At 70.5% G+C, this 17,705-nt stretch carries 13 protein-coding genes and 1 pseudogene; 7 read left to right on the top strand and 7 right to left on the bottom strand.

The genetic code is table 11. From position 1 onward, the window contains the following. Positions 1 to 3,067 (bottom strand): FtsX-like permease family protein (locus V6V89_RS38300; protein ID WP_334624575.1); only part of this gene is annotated, 3,067 nt, incomplete at its 3' end. Positions 3,068 to 3,157: 90 nt separating this feature from the next. On the opposite strand from V6V89_RS38300, the gene V6V89_RS38295 reads away from it, so the two are divergent. Next, positions 3,158 to 4,330: a hypothetical protein gene (locus V6V89_RS38295; RefSeq protein ID WP_334624574.1), complete on the top strand. Its 1,173-nt coding sequence runs from the start codon at positions 3,158 to 3,160 to the stop codon at positions 4,328 to 4,330. A 113-nt stretch (positions 4,331 to 4,443) separates the two neighbouring features. Here V6V89_RS38295 and V6V89_RS38290 read toward each other — a convergent pair whose 3' ends face one another. From V6V89_RS38290 to V6V89_RS38265, 6 genes are all read right to left on the bottom strand, one after another. Further along, positions 4,444 to 5,277, bottom strand: coding sequence for an ABC transporter ATP-binding protein (locus V6V89_RS38290; protein ID WP_334624573.1), 834 nt, complete (start codon positions 5,275 to 5,277; stop codon positions 4,444 to 4,446). A 172-nt stretch (positions 5,278 to 5,449) separates the two neighbouring features. After that, positions 5,450 to 7,123 (bottom strand): acyl-CoA mutase large subunit family protein, encoded by a 1,674-nt coding sequence (locus V6V89_RS38285; protein WP_334624572.1) that lies wholly within the window; start codon positions 7,121 to 7,123, stop codon positions 5,450 to 5,452. A gap of 45 nt (positions 7,124 to 7,168) precedes the next feature. Beyond that, positions 7,169 to 7,762 carry an Asp23/Gls24 family envelope stress response protein gene (locus V6V89_RS38280; RefSeq protein WP_334624571.1) on the bottom strand — a complete coding sequence of 198 codons (594 nt, stop codon included), beginning with the start codon at positions 7,760 to 7,762 and terminating at the stop codon, positions 7,169 to 7,171. A 63-nt stretch (positions 7,763 to 7,825) separates the two neighbouring features. After that, positions 7,826 to 8,473, bottom strand: coding sequence for an ATP-binding cassette domain-containing protein (locus V6V89_RS38275; RefSeq protein ID WP_334624570.1), 648 nt, complete (start codon positions 8,471 to 8,473; stop codon positions 7,826 to 7,828). Between the two features lie 132 nt (positions 8,474 to 8,605). Continuing rightward, positions 8,606 to 9,562 carry a methylmalonyl Co-A mutase-associated GTPase MeaB gene (meaB, locus tag V6V89_RS38270; RefSeq protein WP_334624569.1) on the bottom strand — a complete coding sequence of 319 codons (957 nt, stop codon included), beginning with the start codon at positions 9,560 to 9,562 and terminating at the stop codon, positions 8,606 to 8,608. A gap of 13 nt (positions 9,563 to 9,575) precedes the next feature. Beyond that, positions 9,576 to 10,754 carry an acetyl-CoA C-acetyltransferase gene (locus tag V6V89_RS38265; protein ID WP_334624568.1) on the bottom strand — a complete coding sequence of 393 codons (1,179 nt, stop codon included), beginning with the start codon at positions 10,752 to 10,754 and terminating at the stop codon, positions 9,576 to 9,578. A 50-nt stretch (positions 10,755 to 10,804) separates the two neighbouring features. Here V6V89_RS38265 and mce point away from each other — a divergent pair, with 50 nt between their 5' ends. The 6 genes and pseudogenes from mce to V6V89_RS38235 all read left to right on the top strand — a co-directional run. Then, positions 10,805 to 11,266: a methylmalonyl-CoA epimerase gene (gene mce / locus V6V89_RS38260; RefSeq protein WP_334624567.1), complete on the top strand. Its 462-nt coding sequence runs from the start codon at positions 10,805 to 10,807 to the stop codon at positions 11,264 to 11,266. An 81-nt stretch (positions 11,267 to 11,347) separates the two neighbouring features. Further along, complete coding sequence (gene ccrA / locus V6V89_RS38255) at positions 11,348 to 12,697, top strand: crotonyl-CoA carboxylase/reductase (RefSeq protein ID WP_334624566.1); 1,350 nt, start codon at positions 11,348 to 11,350, stop codon at positions 12,695 to 12,697. 229 nt (positions 12,698 to 12,926) lie between these two features. Beyond that, complete coding sequence (locus tag V6V89_RS38250) at positions 12,927 to 14,174, top strand: DivIVA domain-containing protein (protein ID WP_334624565.1); 1,248 nt, start codon at positions 12,927 to 12,929, stop codon at positions 14,172 to 14,174. A 214-nt stretch (positions 14,175 to 14,388) separates the two neighbouring features. Continuing rightward, a complete protein-coding gene (locus V6V89_RS38245) occupies positions 14,389 to 15,726 on the top strand; it encodes a Laminin subunit beta-1 (protein WP_334624564.1) in 1,338 nt (445 codons plus the stop codon). Positions 15,727 to 15,797: 71 nt separating this feature from the next. Beyond that, positions 15,798 to 16,934, top strand: a complete 1,137-nt coding sequence (locus tag V6V89_RS38240) for an AI-2E family transporter (RefSeq protein ID WP_442935300.1) — start codon at positions 15,798 to 15,800, stop codon at positions 16,932 to 16,934. A gap of 139 nt (positions 16,935 to 17,073) precedes the next feature. Continuing rightward, positions 17,074 to 17,705, top strand: a pseudogene (locus tag V6V89_RS38235) (nucleotide sugar dehydrogenase); the annotation flags it as partial.

Raw genomic sequence — 17,705 nt, 5'->3', positions numbered from 1 at the left:
GACCGCAGTCGCTCCGGTCGCTGCGCTCCCTCCGCTTTGTGCGGTCTGCGGGCGGCGGCGCGCCTCTTACCGCCCGCACGAGGTGGGCGGCGGCCACCGCGCCGGTCGCGCCGAGCACCGCCAGGGCGGCCAGTCCGGCCGCGACGAGCGGCACCGCGGCTGGCCCGCTGCGCACCGGCAGCACGCCCCAGTTGTCGACGAACACCGGCATCGCCGCCTCCAGCAGCACACCCGCGAGCGCGGTCGCCGCCACGCCCACCACCACGCACGCACCAGCCAGCGCGGCGTACCCGCCGTACCCGATCAGCCGCACCGACCGCAGATCCATGCCCTGCGTGCGAAGTGCGGTCAGCTCGGCGGCGCGGTCGGGGCGCTCGACGGCCGCGGCCACCGTCAGCACGCCGGCCGCCAGCAGCAGCCCGATCACCCCGGCGAGCAGCTGGAAGCGCGTCGCCAGCGGCGGGCCCTGCTCGTCATACCGGGCGCGGGCGGCCTCGATGGAGTCTTCGGCGAGCACGGTCAGGCCCTGCTCGCGTAGCCCGTTGAGCAGGCTCGCCGGCGCGCCCTCGGCCAGCCACACCTGCGTCTCGTCGTTCAGCCCGGCCTCGGGCCAGACCCGGTCGGCGTACTCCAGGTCGACCAGGTAGGCGCGGCCCGGCGCCTGCGGCATCGCGTCGAGCCCTTGGTAGCCAGTGAACCGCACCGGCAGCGGCAGGCTGCCGAAGAGCGCGAGCCGCGGGTCACCCGGCGGGCCGTCGGCCACCGCGACGCCGACGTGCGCGACCGGCAGCGGCACCGGCGCGTCGATCAGGTAGGCCATGCCGGACTCCTGCACGCGCATGTCGGTCGTGGCCGGCGGCATGGTCAGCAACAACCCGCCCGCGTCACCGGTGATCGTGGGGCCGACGACCTCGGCCCTGACACCCGTGCGCCACCGCGTCGGGTCGGCCAGCTCGGCCACCGGCCCGGCCGTGCCCGCCAGGCCGTGCAGCCGCACGGCACGGTCCGGGGGCGGCGCACCCGCCGCGCGGGCGGCGGCGATCTCGAGACCCACCAGCCGGCAGCCGCCCTCACCGCCGCAGCCGTCCAGCTCCATCTGGTACCGCTGGCGTCCGTCACGCAGCGGCCCGAACTGCACCGACACCGGCTCGCCCGCACCCGTGACAAGGTGGGCACGTACCAGCAGCGGCGTGCCCTCGCCCACCGGCGCCGCGTCGAGCGTGAGCGGGCCATCGCGAAGCCGCGCCGGCGCGGGGGCGTCTGGCCTCAGCCATCGGGCCACAGAGGACGGTGTGTCCGCGTATGCCTCATGCCAGGTGGCGACCCGCGCGAAGCGTGAGCTGTCGACGGCGAGCACCCACCGACCGCCTTCGCCCGCCCTGTTGCGGACGACGGCCATGGCGTGCGTGCCCTGCGGGTCGGCGGCGCGCACGGCGGCGAGCAGGTGCGCGCGGCTGCGCGCCTTGACGGTCAGCACCCGATCGGCGCCGACCTCGTGCGTGGCGCGGTCGTCGCGCGCCGCGGCGCCCGAATACCACCCGCCGGCGGCGCTCGCGAGCAGCGCGACGGCGACCGTGAGCAGCGCGAACACCCTGTGAGTGCCGGGCCGGCGGGCGAGGTGGGTCGCGGCGAGCGCGAGCGGCAGGCGGCCGGCGCGCAACGCCTTGCGGGCGGCACGCGCGGCGAGCGGGCTGACCGCGCGGGCCGCCAGCAGTGCGACGGCGAGCGCGACCAGGGCCGGCGCCATCAGCACGAGCCCGGAGGCCTCGCCGGGCTCGGCGTCGATCGCGTACGCCTGATAGACGCCCGCAGCGGCGACGACCGCGATCACCAGGTCGACCACTCCGGCGCGCCAGCCGCGACGGCGCGGCGGCACGTGGCGAAGCAGGTCGATCACGCCGGAACCGATGCCCCGCCAGTCGGCGGCGACGGCCGCGGCGAGCGCCCCCAGCCCGGCGGCTCCCACGGCCGCGAGCGACATCAGGCCCGCGAGCCGGACCCGGTCGGGGTCGCCCAGCTCACCGCCGAGCAGCCGGGCGAGCCCGAGGCCGGCCGCCGCGCCGACGATCGCGCCCGCGACCATCGGCAGGACGCTCTGCTGTGCGGTCAGCGACCAGACGCGCCACCGGTTGCTGCCGCGCAGCTTGAGCAGGCCGATGTCGGTGCGCCGCTGCTCGGCGGTGTGCCGCACGGCGAAGAAGAGAGCGAACCAGCACAATACGAGCAACTGGGCCGCCGCGACACCGACCCCGAGGTTGACCAGGCGCTGCTCGCGGGCGACCCGCGTGGTGAGCGCGTTGGCCCGGGTTTCGACTCGCCAGTTGACGCTGGAGGCGCCCCTCCTCCGCTCGATCTCGGCGCCCAGGTCGTAGCCGCCGATGCCGAGGTATGCCTCGGGCGGGAGCACCTGGTGGTAGTCGGCGAACAACTCGTTGGCGCCGGTGGAGTTGACTGTTTCGACGGTGGCGAAGAGCGGGTCGCCGCTGAGCGACGAGGAGCCGGAGCCGCGCCCGAGGACGTTGCCCGCCCAGTACGGGCCGAGCGGGTCGAGCATCTGGTAGGTGCCGGCGATGCGCAGCCGCATGATGGGGCGACCCGGGATCACGAAGTCGACCTCGTCACCGGTGCTCACCCCGAGCACGCCGGCCGCCTGCTCGCTGAGCAGTGCCTCTCCGGGCCGGGAGGGGCAGGCGCCGGAGATCGCGACGTGGTCGCACACCTTGTCGCGGTAGGCGAGGGCGACCGCCGACTCGGCGCCGGCGTTGACCGCACGGCCTGGCACGCGCACCGAGACGGTGCTGTCGGTGCCGGCAATCGGGAACACCGCGCCGGCCTGGCCGCGGGTCTGTTCGACAACACCCGGCCCGGGACTGACCCGGCCGGCCACCAGCACGACGCGCTGGCTCGCCGGGGCGACCGCCACGTCGGCGAGCGTGACCGACCGGGCGGCCGCCACGACGTACCACGGGGCGGCGGTCGCGGCGATCAAGGCAAGCGCGGTCAGCACGAAAAGGGTGGCCGCCTGCGCCCGGCGCGCGCGGATCGCGCCTATGACCACCCCCAACATGCAGGTCACCCTAACAACGTCTGGTGGCGGTCGATGTCCCGAGCCATTGATGTGCTTGACTTGATTGAAACGATTCTATACCTTGCCCACATGGCCAATCCCACGCAAAAACCTCGACGCCGCTGGCGCACCGGCCTCGTGGTCGTCACCACGACCGCGCTGGTGGGCACCGGCGTCGTGGTCGGCATCCAGCAGGCGTCCGCCGCCGCGTGCGGCGAGGGCTCGTTCAACGCCTCGGCCGTGTTGAGCGGCAGCACATGGACCTCACGCAACGGCAACACCACGGTCTACACGGGCACCGACATGCGGGCCGCTGTCCAGGCGGCGCTCAACAGCCTCAGCGCCGGGCGCACGTCCAAGCAATCCGTGGTCGTGCGGGGTTCGGGCTCGATCAGCGCTGGAGCACGGATCTCCGTGCCCAGCTACACGATCCTCGACGTCTGCGGCAACATCACCGCCACCGGCTCCGGCTCGGGCGACAACGCGCCGATCTACTCGCGCGGCACCCGCGACATCGAGATCCGCTGGCTCAACGTGCGCGGCGCGCCGCTGTACGGAATCTTCATGCGCAACGTCAACAACCTGGTGCTCGGCCAAATCAACATGCAGGTGAGCGGCGGGCTCGGCATCCGCATCGACAACCACGGCGGCGACCGCGCGGTCAAGGTCCGCAACATCAGGATCGACAACGTGTACATCTCGGGCGCCACCAACCAGGGTGTCGAGACGTACGGGGTGGACGGGCTCACCGTCGGCACCGTCACGACGCGCAACGTCGGGTACTCCGGCCTGCTCCTCAACGACACCATCAACGCGACGGTGGGCACCGTCGACGCGGAGAACACCGGCACGGGCACGGGGTACGCGGCGTTCCGGATGGCCAACCGCAACGGGCGCATCGGCAGCAGCTACCCGACCAACATCCGCGTGGGCACTGTGCGGGCGCGCGGCGGCGGCCGGGGCATCTTCTGCGTCTCCGAGAGCGGCGGCGCGGTCATCGACCGGATCGACATCGCCAACACCGGCAACAACTCGGTGCTCGTCGAGAACTGCTACAACGTGACGCTCGCAGGCGCCTCCGGCACGGTGAGCGGCGGCGGGGAGATGCGGATCGCGGCACGCACCGAGTTCCCCCCGTCATCCAACATCCGCTTCCAGAACCTGACGGTAAGCAACACCAACATCCGGTGGAGCCCCTGCACAGGCACCGGCAACGTGGTGTCGAACGTGACGCGCAACAACTCGAACTTGTATTGGTGCTGACGCACCGTCCCGTGTCATCGATCAAGGGCGAATGCACGTGGTTGGATCCCTCATCCACGTGCATTTGCCCTTGATCGATGCGAAAGCCCTTGATCAGCGCGGCCGACAGGCCCCTAGTGGGAGTCGCCGACCACCAGGGTGACGGAGCCGTCGACGTGGTCGACCGTGAAGAGGGTGCCGGGCGGGAACTCGCCGAGCACCTCCGGCGGAAGCTGGATCGTGCCGTCGCCGGCCACCACCGCGAAGTCCTGCCCTCCGCGCCCCTCCGCGCCGACCCGGCCATCGCGGATCGTCACCGCCCGGCCCAGCCGCGCGCCCACCTCCGCGTCGTGGGTGACCACCACGATCGTGGTGCCGCGTTCCTGGTTGACGGTCTCCAGCGCGGCCAGGACCTCGTCGCGTCCGTGCGTGTCGAGCTGGCTGGTCGGCTCGTCGACGAGCAGCAGGCCCGGCGACGCTGCGATGCCCACTGCGAGCGCGGCCCGTTGCCGGGCGCCGGGCGGAAGGTCGTCGATCTTCGCGGTGGCCTTGCCGCGCAGGCCGACCAGGTCGAGGATGCGCTCCGGGTCGTCGAGCTCGATGCCGGCGGTGCGGGCGGCGCGGCGCTGGGCCAGCCAGATGTTGCGGTGCAGCGTCGCGTACGGCAGGAGGTTACGCGCGGCGCCTTGGAGTACCACGCCGATCTCGGTGCCGCGCAGGCGGGAGATCTCGGCGTCGGTCAGCTTGCCGAGCTCGTACGTGCCGACGCTGACGCGGCCGGCGGACGGGCGCATGAGGCCGGCGAGCAGGGCCACCAGGGTGGATTTGCCGGAGCCGGACGGGCCAACCAGCGCCAGCATCTCGCCGGGGTTGATGGAAAGGTCGACTCCGGACAGCGCGACCACGTCGCCGCCCTCGGCCCGATAGATGTGCACCACGCGCCGACACGCGACCGCCAGTCCGCTCACGACTCCCTGCTTACCATGGCCGCCGCGCCCGCGCCGTCCCCGCGATCAAGGCCATTCGCATCGATCGAGGGCAAATACACGCGGATCAGAGATCGAACCACGTGCGTTTGCCCTCGATCGACGGACAAGGGAGCCGCCGCCCTGATCGACGGACGGGGCACCCGGGGCGGGGTTAGAAGCGGGCGGGTTCGTGGTAGACGCCCCATTCGGCGCGTAGGGCGTCGCAGATTTCGCCTAGCGTGGCCTCCGCGCGGGCGGCGTCGAGCATCGCGGGGATCATGTTTTCGTCGCTGCGGGCGGCCGCCACCATCCGGGCCAGCGCCGCGTCCACGGCGGCCTTGTCGCGGCCGGCGCGGCGGGCGGACAGCACCTCGCGCTGCTCCAGCTCGACCTCGTGGGAGATGCGCAGGATCTCCAGCGGCCGGGTCACGGTCGACGTGTGCCGGGTGACGCCGACGACGTGCTTGAGGCCCTTCTCCAGCGCCTGCTGGTACGTGAACGCGGCCTCCGCGATCTGCCCGGTGAACCAGCCATCTTCGATGCCGCGCAGGATGCCGGAGGTGATCGTGCCATCGGAGCCCATCGCCGTGATCCGGGCGAAGATCTCCTCGGCTTCGGCTTCGATCCGGTCGGTGAGCGCCTCGACGTACCAGGAGCCGCCGAGTGGATCGGCCACGTTGGTCACGCCGATCTCGTCCATGAGCACCTGCTGGGTACGCAGGGCGATCTCGGCGGACTCGTCGGTGGGCAGCGCCAGTGTCTCGTCGAGTGCGTTGGTGTGCAGCGAGTTGGTGCCGCCGAGCACGGCGGCGAGCGCCTCGACGGCCGTACGCACGACGTTGTTGACCGGCTGCTGCGCCGTCAGCGAGACGCCCGCGGTCTGGGTGTGGAACCGCAGCCACAAGGCCCGTTCGTCGGTGGCGCCGTACACGTCACGCAGCCACCGGGCCCAGATCCGCCTGGCCGCGCGGAACTTGGCGATCTCCTCGAAGAAGTCGAGGTGCGCGTCGAAGAAGAACGACAGTCCGGGCGCGAACTTGTTGACGTCGAGCCCGCGCGATAGCCCGAGCTCCACGTATCCGAACCCGTCGGCGAGTGTGTACGCCAGCTCCTGCGCGGCGGTCGAGCCGGCCTCCCGGATGTGGTATCCGGACACCGACAGCGGCTTGTACCGCGGGATCTGGTGCGCGCAGTACTCCATCAGGTCGCCGATGAGGCGCAGGTGCGGCTCAGGATCGAAGAGCCACTCCTTCTGCGCGATGTACTCCTTGAAGATGTCGGTCTGCAGCGTACCGTCCAGTGTGGACAGATCGGCACCCTGCCGCTCGGCCGCCACGAGGTACATGCAGAAGATCGGCACCGCCGGACCAGAAATGGTCATGCTCGTGGTGACGGCGGACAGGTCGATGCCGTCGAAGAGGACGTCCATGTCGGTGGCCGAGTCGATGGCCACCCCGCAGTGGCCGACCTCGCCAAGCGACTGGGAGTCGTCGGAGTCGCGCCCCATCAGCGTGGGCATGTCGAACGCGACGGACAGGCCACCCCCGCCCGCGCCGAGGATCATCTTGTAGCGCTCGTTGGTCTGCTGGGCGCTGCCGAAACCGGCGAACTGCCGGATCGTCCAGGTCCGCCCGCGGTAGCCGGTCGGGTACAGGCCACGGGTGTACGGGTATTCGCCGGGCCAGCCGATCCGCTCGAACCCGGGCACGTCGGCGCCGGGCGGTGGGCCGTACACGGGGTCGACGGCCGTGCCGGACAGGGTGGTGAAGTCGGCGTCACGCTTGCGAGCCGTGTCGTACCGAGCCTGCCAACGGGCCCGGCCGGCGGCGATCTCCTCGGCGTTCATCCCGCCAGTTTAACGATCGCTAAGCCGAACCGGACCCCTGGCGACTCATTGATAGTCGGCAGCCCGTGCCTCGTCGTCACCCACCGGGCCCGTGTCTTCGACGTGCACGTCGTCGACCAGGATGTTGACCTCGGTGACGTCGAGGCCGAGCAGGTTTTCGACCGCGCTGATGACCTTGGCGCGCACTGCTTCGGTGACCGAATGCACGACGAAGCCGTACTCGATGACAAGGGTGATGTTGACGACCGCGCTGCGGCCCTCCAGCCGGACCGACATGCCGCGGTCGGCGTCGTCGTCGGCCTCGCCGAGGCCGATGCGCTCCTTGACGCTGGCGAAGAAGCGGGCGACGTCGCCGCCCAGGTCGTAGACGCCCGGCACGTCGCGCGCGGCGATACCGGCGATCTTTTCGACGACCTCGTCGGCGATCTTCGTGGTGCCACGCTCGGCGGCGAGCTCGGCGTTGTTGCGGAGCCGCTCGACCACCTGCGAGGCCACGCGACCAGACGCGACGGCGGCACGCTCGACGGCGTCACTCACCTGCTCGGTGACGGGAACCGGCGTGGGCGCCAGAACGACATCGGAGACCGGCGGATCGACAACATCCTGCTGGGTGGGCACGTGCGCCGCTACGTCTGTCATGAACACTCCCCCTGAACGCTGGCAGGCCAACGGCCCGGAGCGTACCTGCCCGGTGCGACCGCGTCACCCCGCGCGGACCAGCTCAGCCTGTCCGTCGACGAGATGAAGCTCCAGGTCACAGGCTGCGGCGGCCTCCGGGTCGTGGGTGGCGAAGACCACCGCGGCGCCCCGTGCCGCTTCCTCTTGCAGCAGATCGAGTACCCGTTGCCGGTTGGCCGCGTCGAGCTCGCTGGTCACCTCGTCGGCGAGCAGCACGTCGCCGGAGAGCGCTAGGCCCCGGGCGATCGCGGTGCGTTGCTGCTGGCCGCCGGACAGTTCCTCGACGAGCTGGTCGGTCTGCTGGGCGAGCCCGAGCCGGTCAAGGGACTCGGCGGTGAGCCGGCGGGCATCGGGCGGCGTGACGCCCACAGCGATGAGTGCGACCTGGAGATTTTCGCCAGCGGTGAGGATCGCGGCCAGCCCGTTGTCCTGCGGCACCAGCACGACCTTGCGGGCCACGGCGTGGTCGCGGTCGCGCAGCGGCTCGCCGGCCACGGTCACCTTGCCGGCCGACGGCCGCAGGATCCCGGCCATCGTCCACAGCAGGGTGGACTTGCCCGCACCGGACGGCCCGGTCACGGCGAGCACCTGCCCGGGCTCGACGGTCACGGACACGTCGCGCAACACTGGCTCGCCGTCCCCGTACCCGACGAAGACCCCATCCACGACCATGAGCCCGACACTAACGTGAGCGCGCCGCCGTCCGCAGACCCCACCAAGCGCAGGACGCGAAGCGCCTAGGGCGCCTGGGGCCTGCAGGACGGCTCTCAGGCGCGCGAGCCGCCCGAGCGGAGCGAGGGCCAACTAGCTCAGATCGCGCAGGAGCGTGTCCGCCGCTTTGAAAGGGTCGGTGGTGCCGGCGGCAACCTCGGCGGCGAGACCCGGCAACGCCGTACCCGCGCGAAGCGAGCCCATGCGCTCGCGGAGGTGGCCCAGCGCGATCGCCTCGATCTCGGCGGCCGCTCGCGCCTCGCGACGGCGCCGCAGCTCGCCGTGCTCGACCAGCCACGCGCGGTGCTTGTCGATGGCCGCGACCACGTCGTCGATGCCCTCGCCGCGGGACGCGATCGCGCGCACCACCTGCGGTCGCCAATCGCCAGGGCCGCGCTCGCCGAGCCCGATCATGCCTTGGATGTCGTGGTAGGTGGCGTCGGCGCCGTCGCGGTCGGCCTTGTTGACCACGAACACGTCGGCGATCTCCAGGATGCCGGCCTTGACGGCCTGGATGGCATCGCCCATGCCGGGCGCCAGCAGCACGACGGTGGTGTCGGCGAGGGACGCCACCTCGACCTCGGCCTGGCCGACCCCGACGGTCTCGACGAGCACGACGTCGCAGCCGGCGCCCTCCAGCACGCGTACCGCCTGCGGGGTGGCCGCGGCGAGCCCACCGAGGTGTCCACGGCTCGACATCGAGCGGATGTAGACGCCGGGGTCGGTGGCGTGCTGCTGCATGCGGACCCGGTCGCCCAGGATCGAGCCGCCGGTGAACGGGCTCGACGGGTCGACAGCGAGCACGCCCACCCGGTGCCCCTGCGCCCGCAACAGCCGCACCAGCTCTGTCGTCGTGGTCGACTTGCCCACACCGGGCGAGCCGGTCACACCGATGACCTGCGCCTTTCCTGTGTGTGGTGCGAGGGTGGCGGCGATCTGCGGTACGAGATCATCACCGCTCTCGACGAGCGTGATCAGCCGCGCGACCGCGCGGGGATCCCCCTCGCGGGCCGCGGCGACGAGTTCGGATACGTCGCGACTGCGCCTCATGCCGTAGGAAGCCTCATGCCGTAATGATGAGGGCGTCGCCCTGCCCGCCGCCGCCACACAGGGCCGCCGCGCCGGTGCCGCCGCCTCGCCGCTTGAGCTCCATGGCAAGCGACAGTACGAGACGCGCGCCGGACATGCCGATCGGGTGGCCGAGCGCGATCGCGCCGCCGTTGACGTTGACGATGTCGGAGCTGACACCGAGCTGGCGGGCCGACAGGATGCCGACCTGCGCGAAAGCCTCGTTGATCTCGATGAGGTCGAGGTCGGCGACCGCCAGGCCGGCCTTGGTGAGCGCGTGCTCGATGGCGTTGGCTGGCTGGGCGTGCAGGGAGTTGTCGGGGCCGGCCACGTTGCCGTGGGCACGGATCTCGGCGAGCCAGCGCAGGCCGAGCTCCTCGGCCTTGGCCTTGCTCATCACGACGACCGCGGCGGCGCCGTCGGAGATCGGCGAGGAGCTGCCCGCGGTGATGGTGCCGTCCTTGGTGAACGCCGGGCGCAGCTTGGCCAGCGACTCCGCCGTCGTGTCGGGGCGGATGCCCTCGTCGTCAGCCACCACGACGGGCTCGCCACGGCGCTGCGGCACCTGTATGGGCGCGATCTCCTCGGCGAAGATGCCGTTCTTCTGCGCGGCGGCCGCCCGCTGGTGGCTGGCCGCGGCGAACGCGTCCTGGTCTTCGCGGGAGATTCCGTGCCGGGCGCCGTGCCGCTCGGTCGACTCGCCCATCGAGCAGCAGTCCCACGCGTCGGTGAGGCCGTCGAGCGCCATGTGGTCCTTGACCACGACATCGCCGTACTTGTAACCCTGCCGCTGCCCGACGAGCAGGTGCGGCGAGTTCGTCATCGACTCCATCCCGCCCGCTACGACGATGTCGAATTCACCCGCGCGGATGAGCTGGTCGGCCAGCGCGATCGCGTCGAGCCCGGAGAGGCAGACCTTGTTGATGGTCAGAGCGGGCACGGTCATCGGGATGCCCGCGTTGGCGGCGGCTTGACGTGCGGGGATCTGGCCGGCGCCCGCCTGGAGCACCTGCCCCATGATCACGTACTGCACCTGCTCGGGCGCGATTCCGGAGCGTTCCAGCGCGGCCTTTATGGCGAAACCGCCGAGTTCGGTGACCGGGAAATCCTTCAGGTTGCCCAGAAGCCGCCCCATCGGGGTACGCGCGCCGCCGACGATCACCGAGCCCGACATGAGACCCTCCCGGACACCAACTTAACGACTATTTAGTGCAGACTAACGCCATGGCCGACCACTCCCCCGCCGAGCAGACTGCGGACTTTGTCACAGGTATCGGACTCGTACGCATCGATCACGTCGGTGTCGCTGTGCCCGACCTCGACAAGGCGATCGAGTTCTACGAACGCGTCTTCGGGATGCGCTGCGTGCATCAGGAGGTCAACGAGGAGCAGGGCGTACGCGAGGCGATGATGGCCGTCGGGCCGTCCGTGGAGGGCGGGTGCGTGCAGTTGCTGGCGCCACTGTCGGCGACCTCGACGATCGCCAAGTTCCTCGACCGAAGCGGTCCGGGCGTGCAGCAGGTGGCATACACGGTGACCGACGTCGTCGCGGCGAGCGCCGCGCTGCGCGAGCGCGGCATGCGGATGCTGTACGACGAGCCGAAGCGGGGCACCGCCGGCTCGCAGGTCAACTTCGTGCACCCCAAAGACGCCGGAGGCGTCCTCGTGGAGTTGGTGCAGCACTGATCAATGCAGTTCTTCACAAACGGGTACCGCGTTTAGTTACCGTTAAGTAACCTCCATCCTCATCACAAGGAGGTGGGCGCGGTGCAGGACATCCTCGATGCGATCATGGCGGCAGAAGGGGCCACCGAACCGGCAAAAGAGCTGGCCGCGGTGGCCGGGCTGCCGGTGCCGGAGAGCTACCGCGGGGTGGTGGTCCGCGCCGACGAGGTCGACATGTTCGACGGCATGGCCACCCGGGAGAAGGACCCCCGCAAGTCGCTGCACGTGCTCCAGGTGCCGACCCCGGAGCTAGGCCCGGGCGAGGCGCTGGTGGCGGTGATGGCGAGCGCCATCAACTACAACACCGTCTGGACGAGCATCTTCGAGCCTGTGTCCACGTTTTCGTTCCTCAAGAAGTACGGGAAGCTCTCGGAACTGACCCGCCGGCACGACCTGCCGCATCACATCGTCGGCTCGGACGCCGCCGGCGTGGTGCTGCGGGTCGGTGCCGGCGTGACGAAGTGGAAGCCCGGCGACGAGGTGGTCGCGCACTGCCTCTCGGTCGAGTTGGAAGACCCCGCCGGCCACGACGACACGCTGCTCGACCCGCAGCAGCGGATCTGGGGCTTCGAGACCAACTTCGGCGGGTTGGCCGAGATCGCTGTCGTCAAGTCCAACCAGCTCATGCCCAAGCCGGCGCACCTGTCCTGGGAAGAGGCGGCCAGCCCCGGCCTCGTCAACTCCACCGCGTACCGGCAGCTCGTCTCGCACCACGGCGCAGCCATGAAGCAGGGCGACGTGGTGCTGATCTGGGGCGCCTCCGGCGGCCTCGGTGGATACGCCACCCAGCTCGCCCTGCATGGCGGCGCGATACCGATCTGCGTGGTGTCGTCACCGGAGAAGGCCGAGCTGTGCCGGCAGATGGGCGCGGAACTGGTCATCGACCGCACCGAATTCACCTTCTGGAAGGACGAGCAGGCCCAGGACACCGGCGAGTGGCGGCGGTTCGGCGCGCGCATCCGCGAGCTGACCGGCGGCGAAGACCCCGACATCGTCTTCGAGCACCCCGGACGGGAGACGTTCGGCGCGAGCGTGTACGTCGCAAAGCGCGGTGGCACGATCGTCACCTGCGCGTCCACCAGCGGCTTCATGCACCAGTTCGACAACCGGTACCTGTGGATGAACGTCAAACGCATCATCGGCAGTCACTTCGCGAACTATCGCGAGGCGTGGGAGGCCAACCGCCTCATCGCGCTGGGCCGCATTCACCCGACGGTGTCACGCACGTATCCGTTGGAGCAGACCGGCCAGGCCGCGTACGACGTACACCGCAACGCGCATCAGGGCAAGGTCGGCGTGCGCTGCCTCGCGCCGGTCGACGGTCTCGGCGTACGCGACCGCGCGCTCCGCGAACGACACGAACCCGCCATCAACCGATTCCGTGGTCACTGAGCGTCAGCCCCAGATTCATCCGAAAGGCTGGCAGCACCGGCGGATCAACCGGTTCGTCGGTGGCCGGCGTGCGGCGCATTCCATACGACGCAAGATCGGTATGTACCCGCATCGTGATTACCGCGGGTACATACCGGCGCCTACCCGCACAACTTGACCTTGACAATGGCGAGCGACATGTACCGTACGCTCTTGCGCAGTACCCCCGGCAGTCTGCCAGTATGTGCCAATGCCCCAGCAGCAACAGCAGTCCTCCCTTGCGTTCTTCGAGAACGCGAACTCCCAGCACGACTTCACCGTCGTCCTCCGGGGTTACGACCGTGGGCAGGTCGACGACTTCGTCGGCAGGCTCAGCGCCGCTCTGACCCAGTCCGAGCAGGCCCGTGGCGAAGCCGAGCAGCGCATGAACGACGCACAGCGTCGCCTGCGCCAGGCCGAGCAGCGCCTCAACTCCCTCGAGCAGAAGCTCACCGATACCAACAAGCAGCTCGAAGAGAACAACCGGCCGACCCTGTCGGGTCTCGGTACGCGGGTCGAGCAGATCCTGCGCCTCGCCGAGGAGCAGGCCAACGACCACCGGGGTGAGGCGAAGCGCGAGTCGGAGGGCATCCTCTCCGCCGCCCGCCTGGAGGCCCGGGAGATCACGGACAAGGCGCGCGCCGAGGCCGCGGCCATGAAGGCCACCGCCGAGCGCGAGGCCGGCAGCATCCGCACCGCCTCCGAGCGGGAGGCCGCTGAGGTACGCGTGCAGGCCCGCCGCGAGGCCGACACGCTGCGCGCCGACGCCGACCGCGAGACCAAGCAGCTCCGCGCCGTCACAGCGCACGAGGTGGCCGAGCTGAAGTCCACGGTGGAGCGCGAGGTCGCGACGCTGCGGGCGACCGCCGAGCGGGAGATCACCCAGCTCCGCGCCAAGGCCGCCCGGGAAGCCGAGGAGAAGCGCGCCGAGGCCACCAAGCTGCTGACCGACGCCCGCGACAAGCGCGACAAGGACCTCCAGTCCCTCGCCCTCGAGCTGGCCGAGCGCCGCGAGAAGGCCGAGCGCGAGGAGTCCGAGCGGCACGCCGCCCAGGTCGCCCAGACGCAGAAGCTGGTCGCCGAGGCCGAGGAGCGCGCCCGCGCCGCCGAAGACCGCGCCAAGGAGATCGAGCAGCGCGCCGAGGCCCGCCGCATCGAGTCCGAGCGCAACGCCACCGAGACGGTCGAGAAGGCCAAGGCGCTGTCGGAGAAGACGGTCAACGAGGCGCGCGCCGAGGCGCACCGCCTGGTCACCGAGTCCCGCACCGAGGCCGAGCTGACCACGCAGGCCGCGCGGCGCGAGGTCGAAGACCTCACCCGTCAGAAGGACGCCGTCACCGCCCAGCTCGGCCAGATGCTGTCCGGCCTGGCCGGCATCGTGCCGACGGCACCGCCGGCTGCCAAGTCCGAGACCGCCAAGTCCGACAAGGACGAGGTGACGGCCAGCTCGTCGAGCTGACCACCACTGGGAAGGCTGAACTCGCGGGGCACATGCGACTGATGGCCGGCCGCACCGGAATACCGGTGCGGCCGGCATCGGCGTGCTCAGGCCCTGGTGTATCGGCTCCCGGCACCTTCGGGGGCTGGGGCCGGCTAGCAGGGCCATCGGTCGATGTTCCGCCAAATGGTGTGTATCCAGGCACTACTCAGCGAGGCGTGTGAGGATAAGGAACATGTCGCATGGCGGAGAACTCTTCGGTCTTGGAGAACACGTCGCTTCCGAACCGACCTTCGAGTCGGCGATGCGGGGGTACGCAAAAAGCCAGGTCGACCGATACGTCGCCCGCGCGGAGAGCGAAATAGCCACCCTCACTACCGAGCGTGAACAGGCGTACACGCAGATCCAACACCTCGGCGGCCAGATCGAGCAGTTGCAGGCCGAGGTGCAGAACGTGCGCCGCCAGGCCGGCGGCATCGACCAGGTGTCGTTTCGTCACCTCGGCCGGCGCGTCGAGCAGATCCTCGCCCTCGCCGAAGAGCAGGCCGAGGACATCCGTGCGAGTGCCAGTCAGGAAATAGCCGACCACCGCGTCGAGGCCGAACGGATCATCGCGGAGGCGCGGGCACAGGCAGCCGAAGCCGTGCGCGACTTCGAGATCGCGCTGGCCGCGCGCCGCACCGACGAGGAGAAGGCCGCTGCGGAGCGCCAGGCCGCCGCCGATGCCGCCCTCGCCGCCGCGCACGAAGACGCCGCCCGCATCCGCGCCGAAGCCGAAGCCGCGAAGGCCGAGGCACAGCAAGAGGTACAGCGGGCCACGGCGCACGCCAAGGAACTTGTCGAGAAGGCGCAGGCCGAGACGGGCGCGTACGTGCAGTCCACTCGGGCGCAGGCGCAGCAGGAGCTTGCGCAGTGGCGGGCCAGCGTCGAGCAGGAGATCGCCGAGCGGCGGGCCGTCATCGACCGCGAGCTGACCGAGCGCCGCGCCACCACCGAACACGAAGTGGGCCAGTGGCGCGCGACCGTCGAGCAGGAGGTTACCGCCGCGCGCAGCGAGGCCGAACGGTACGCAGCCGAGCTCCGCGCGCAGGTAGAGCAGCAGGTGATCGCTCTGCTGGAGGAGGCGGAGGAGCAGGCGGAGACGGTACGCCGGCAGTCGGAGGAGCAGGCCGCCACCGCGCAGGGGCACCTCGCCGCCACGCAGCAGCACCTTGCGGCGACCCAGCAGGAGACCGCCGCGGCGGGCCAGCTCCTTGCGGAGGTACAGCAGCAGGTCGCGCAGGCTCAGCAGGCCCTTGCCGAGCTGCGCAAGCAGACGGTAGCGACGCGGCAACAGGCCGACCAGTTCCGGCGGGGTCTCTCGGAGGTACAGCAGCAGCTCGCGACGGAACGGAAGCGGCTCGCGGAGGTGCAGCGCACGGCGGAGGAGGCCGAGCGAGAAGCCCTCGAGGCGCGTAACCAGGCCAAGCGGGCAGAGGAGGCATCCTCCCCGCCCAACGACACGCTTGCCTCCTCGGACGCCGCCCCCTCGGAAAAGGACGAGCCGCAGAAGGTCGGCGCAGAGACCGACTGACGCGCGGCGCGCGCGTGGAAGATACCCGCTACCCTGCCGTTGGCTGATCACACGGTGGGGAGGATTGTGCGGTGTCGGACGAAGAGCGGGCCGCTGTCGACGGCGAGCCCGAGCCTGAGCCGGCCCCCGGGCCCGACGAAGAGCCGGTGCCGCCATCTGATGGGCGCTTCGGTCAGCCGGGGCGTCCGCTGCGCCGCAACCCGTTCCTGATCGGGTTCATCGGCGGGCTGGGCGCGCTGCTGGCGTACACGGCTTACCTGGCCATCCAGAACGCGGCCGGTGTCCTCATCCTGATCTTCGTCGCGCTCTTCCTCGCGATCGGCCTGAACCCGGCCGTCGAGCGGCTGCGGCGCTTCGGGCTGCCGCGTGGCGTGGCCGTGACCGCCGTGACGTTCGGCCTGCTGCTCCTGCTGTGTGGCGGGCTCTTCGCCCTGGTGCCGCCGGTGGTGACGCAGTCCACAGAATTCGCCGACAAGCTCCCGCAGTACATCGAGGATCTCAAGAACAACGCGACGATCAACGATCTGAACGAGCGATACGACGTCATCGACAAGGTCCAGAACGCCGTCAACGCGGGCACCATCAGCCAGGCGCTCGGCGGCGTGCTCGGCGGCGCGCAGTTCCTCTTCGGCACCGTCTTCCGGGTGCTGACCGTGCTCGTGCTGACGATCTACTTCATGGCCGCGTTCGACCGCATCAAGGGCGGGGCCTACCAGCTCGTGCCAGCGTCCCGGCGACAGCGCGTGGAGCTGATCACGGACGAGATCCTGAGCAAGGTCGGCGCGTACATGGTCGGCGCAATCGCGATCGCGGTCGTCGCCGGCGTCAGCACGTACATCTTCCTGATCATCCTCGGGGTGGCGTACCCGTTCGCGCTGGCCGTGGTGGTCGCGGTCTGCGACCTGATCCCGCAGATCGGCGCGACCATCGGCGCGGTCGTGGTGAGCATCGTCGGGTTCGCCGAATCGCTGCCCGTCGGCATCGCCTGCGCCGTCTTCTTCATCGTGTACCAGCAGGTGGAGAACTACCTGATCTACCCGAAGGTGATGCGCCGCTCGGTGGAGGTCAGCGACGTGGCCGCGATCGTGGCCGCGCTGCTGGGCGTTGCCCTCTTCGGTGTGATCGGCGCGCTGGTGGCCATTCCGGCGGTCGCGGCCATCCAGTTGATCCTGCGAGAAGTGGTCGTGCCGCGCCAGCAGCAGCGTTGACGTTGGTACGCCATCGGGTGGTCGGGTGACAGGCCTCGGCCACCCGTCGCCACCCCGTGTCACGTTCCAGACACAGGAAACGCCCAGGCCGCGACCGGTCAATAACATCTAGCAGTTCGCTGGACCGGGAGGCATCGCTGTGCAGGCACATCAGTTTCGGCGGGACGCGGTAATCATCGGGGGCTGCGGCCGCGTGGGCCTGCCGCTCGGCATCGCGCTCGCGTCCCGCGGGCTCAGCGTGACGCTGTACGACATCAACGCCGCCGCCGTCGACACCGTCAACGCCGGGGTGATGCCGTTCGCTGAGGAGGGCGCCGACCCGCTCCTGGCGGAGGTGACTTCCGCCGGGCGGCTCGTCGCGACCACCGACCCGGCGAGCGTGAGCACCGCCGAGCATCTCGTCGTTGTCGTGGGTACTCCGGTAGACGAGCACCTAAACCCCGACCTCGGTGCGGTGCCGCGCGCGCTGGAGAAGTGCGTCGACCACCTCGTGCCTGGGCAGCTCGTGATCCTGCGCAGCACCGTGTACCCCGGGGTGACCGCCCTGACGGAGAAGTTGCTTTCCGGCAAGGGATTGGCGGTCGACGTGGCGTTCTGCCCCGAGCGGATCGCCGAGGGCAAGGCGCTGACCGAGCTGTTCGACCTCCCGCAGATCGTCGCCGCGCGTACCCCGGAGGTGACCGCCCGCGCCGAGAAGTTCTTCCGCAGCCTGACGGATCAGATCGTGCCGTTGGAGCCGGAGGAGGCGGAGCTGGCGAAGCTGTTCACGAA

Origin of the sequence: Micromonospora sp. CPCC 206061 (genome assembly GCF_036906915.1) — a bacterium.
In the GTDB taxonomy this organism is placed as follows: Bacteria; Actinomycetota; Actinomycetes; order Mycobacteriales; family Micromonosporaceae; genus Phytohabitans.
Note: the sequence above shows the minus strand (reverse complement) of the source record. Positions and strands in the feature narration are given on the sequence as shown.

What these genes read in the sequence shown, in the direction of transcription:
- V6V89_RS38295 (WP_334624574.1), top strand. Translation starts at nt 3,158, where the DNA reads ATGGCCAATCCCACGCAAAAACCTCGACGCCGCTGGCGCACCGGCCTC.
- V6V89_RS38285 (WP_334624572.1), bottom strand. Translation starts at nt 7,123, where the DNA reads ATGAACGCCGAGGAGATCGCCGCCGGCCGGGCCCGTTGGCAGGCTCGG.
- V6V89_RS38280 (WP_334624571.1), bottom strand. Translation starts at nt 7,762, where the DNA reads ATGACAGACGTAGCGGCGCACGTGCCCACCCAGCAGGATGTTGTCGAT.
- V6V89_RS38275 (WP_334624570.1), bottom strand. Translation starts at nt 8,473, where the DNA reads ATGGTCGTGGATGGGGTCTTCGTCGGGTACGGGGACGGCGAGCCAGTG.
- meaB (WP_334624569.1), bottom strand. Translation starts at nt 9,562, where the DNA reads ATGAGGCGCAGTCGCGACGTATCCGAACTCGTCGCCGCGGCCCGCGAG.
- V6V89_RS38265 (WP_334624568.1), bottom strand. Translation starts at nt 10,754, where the DNA reads ATGTCGGGCTCGGTGATCGTCGGCGGCGCGCGTACCCCGATGGGGCGG.
- mce (WP_334624567.1), top strand. Translation starts at nt 10,805, where the DNA reads ATGGCCGACCACTCCCCCGCCGAGCAGACTGCGGACTTTGTCACAGGT.
- V6V89_RS38250 (WP_334624565.1), top strand. Translation starts at nt 12,927, where the DNA reads ATGCCCCAGCAGCAACAGCAGTCCTCCCTTGCGTTCTTCGAGAACGCG.
- V6V89_RS38245 (WP_334624564.1), top strand. Translation starts at nt 14,389, where the DNA reads ATGTCGCATGGCGGAGAACTCTTCGGTCTTGGAGAACACGTCGCTTCC.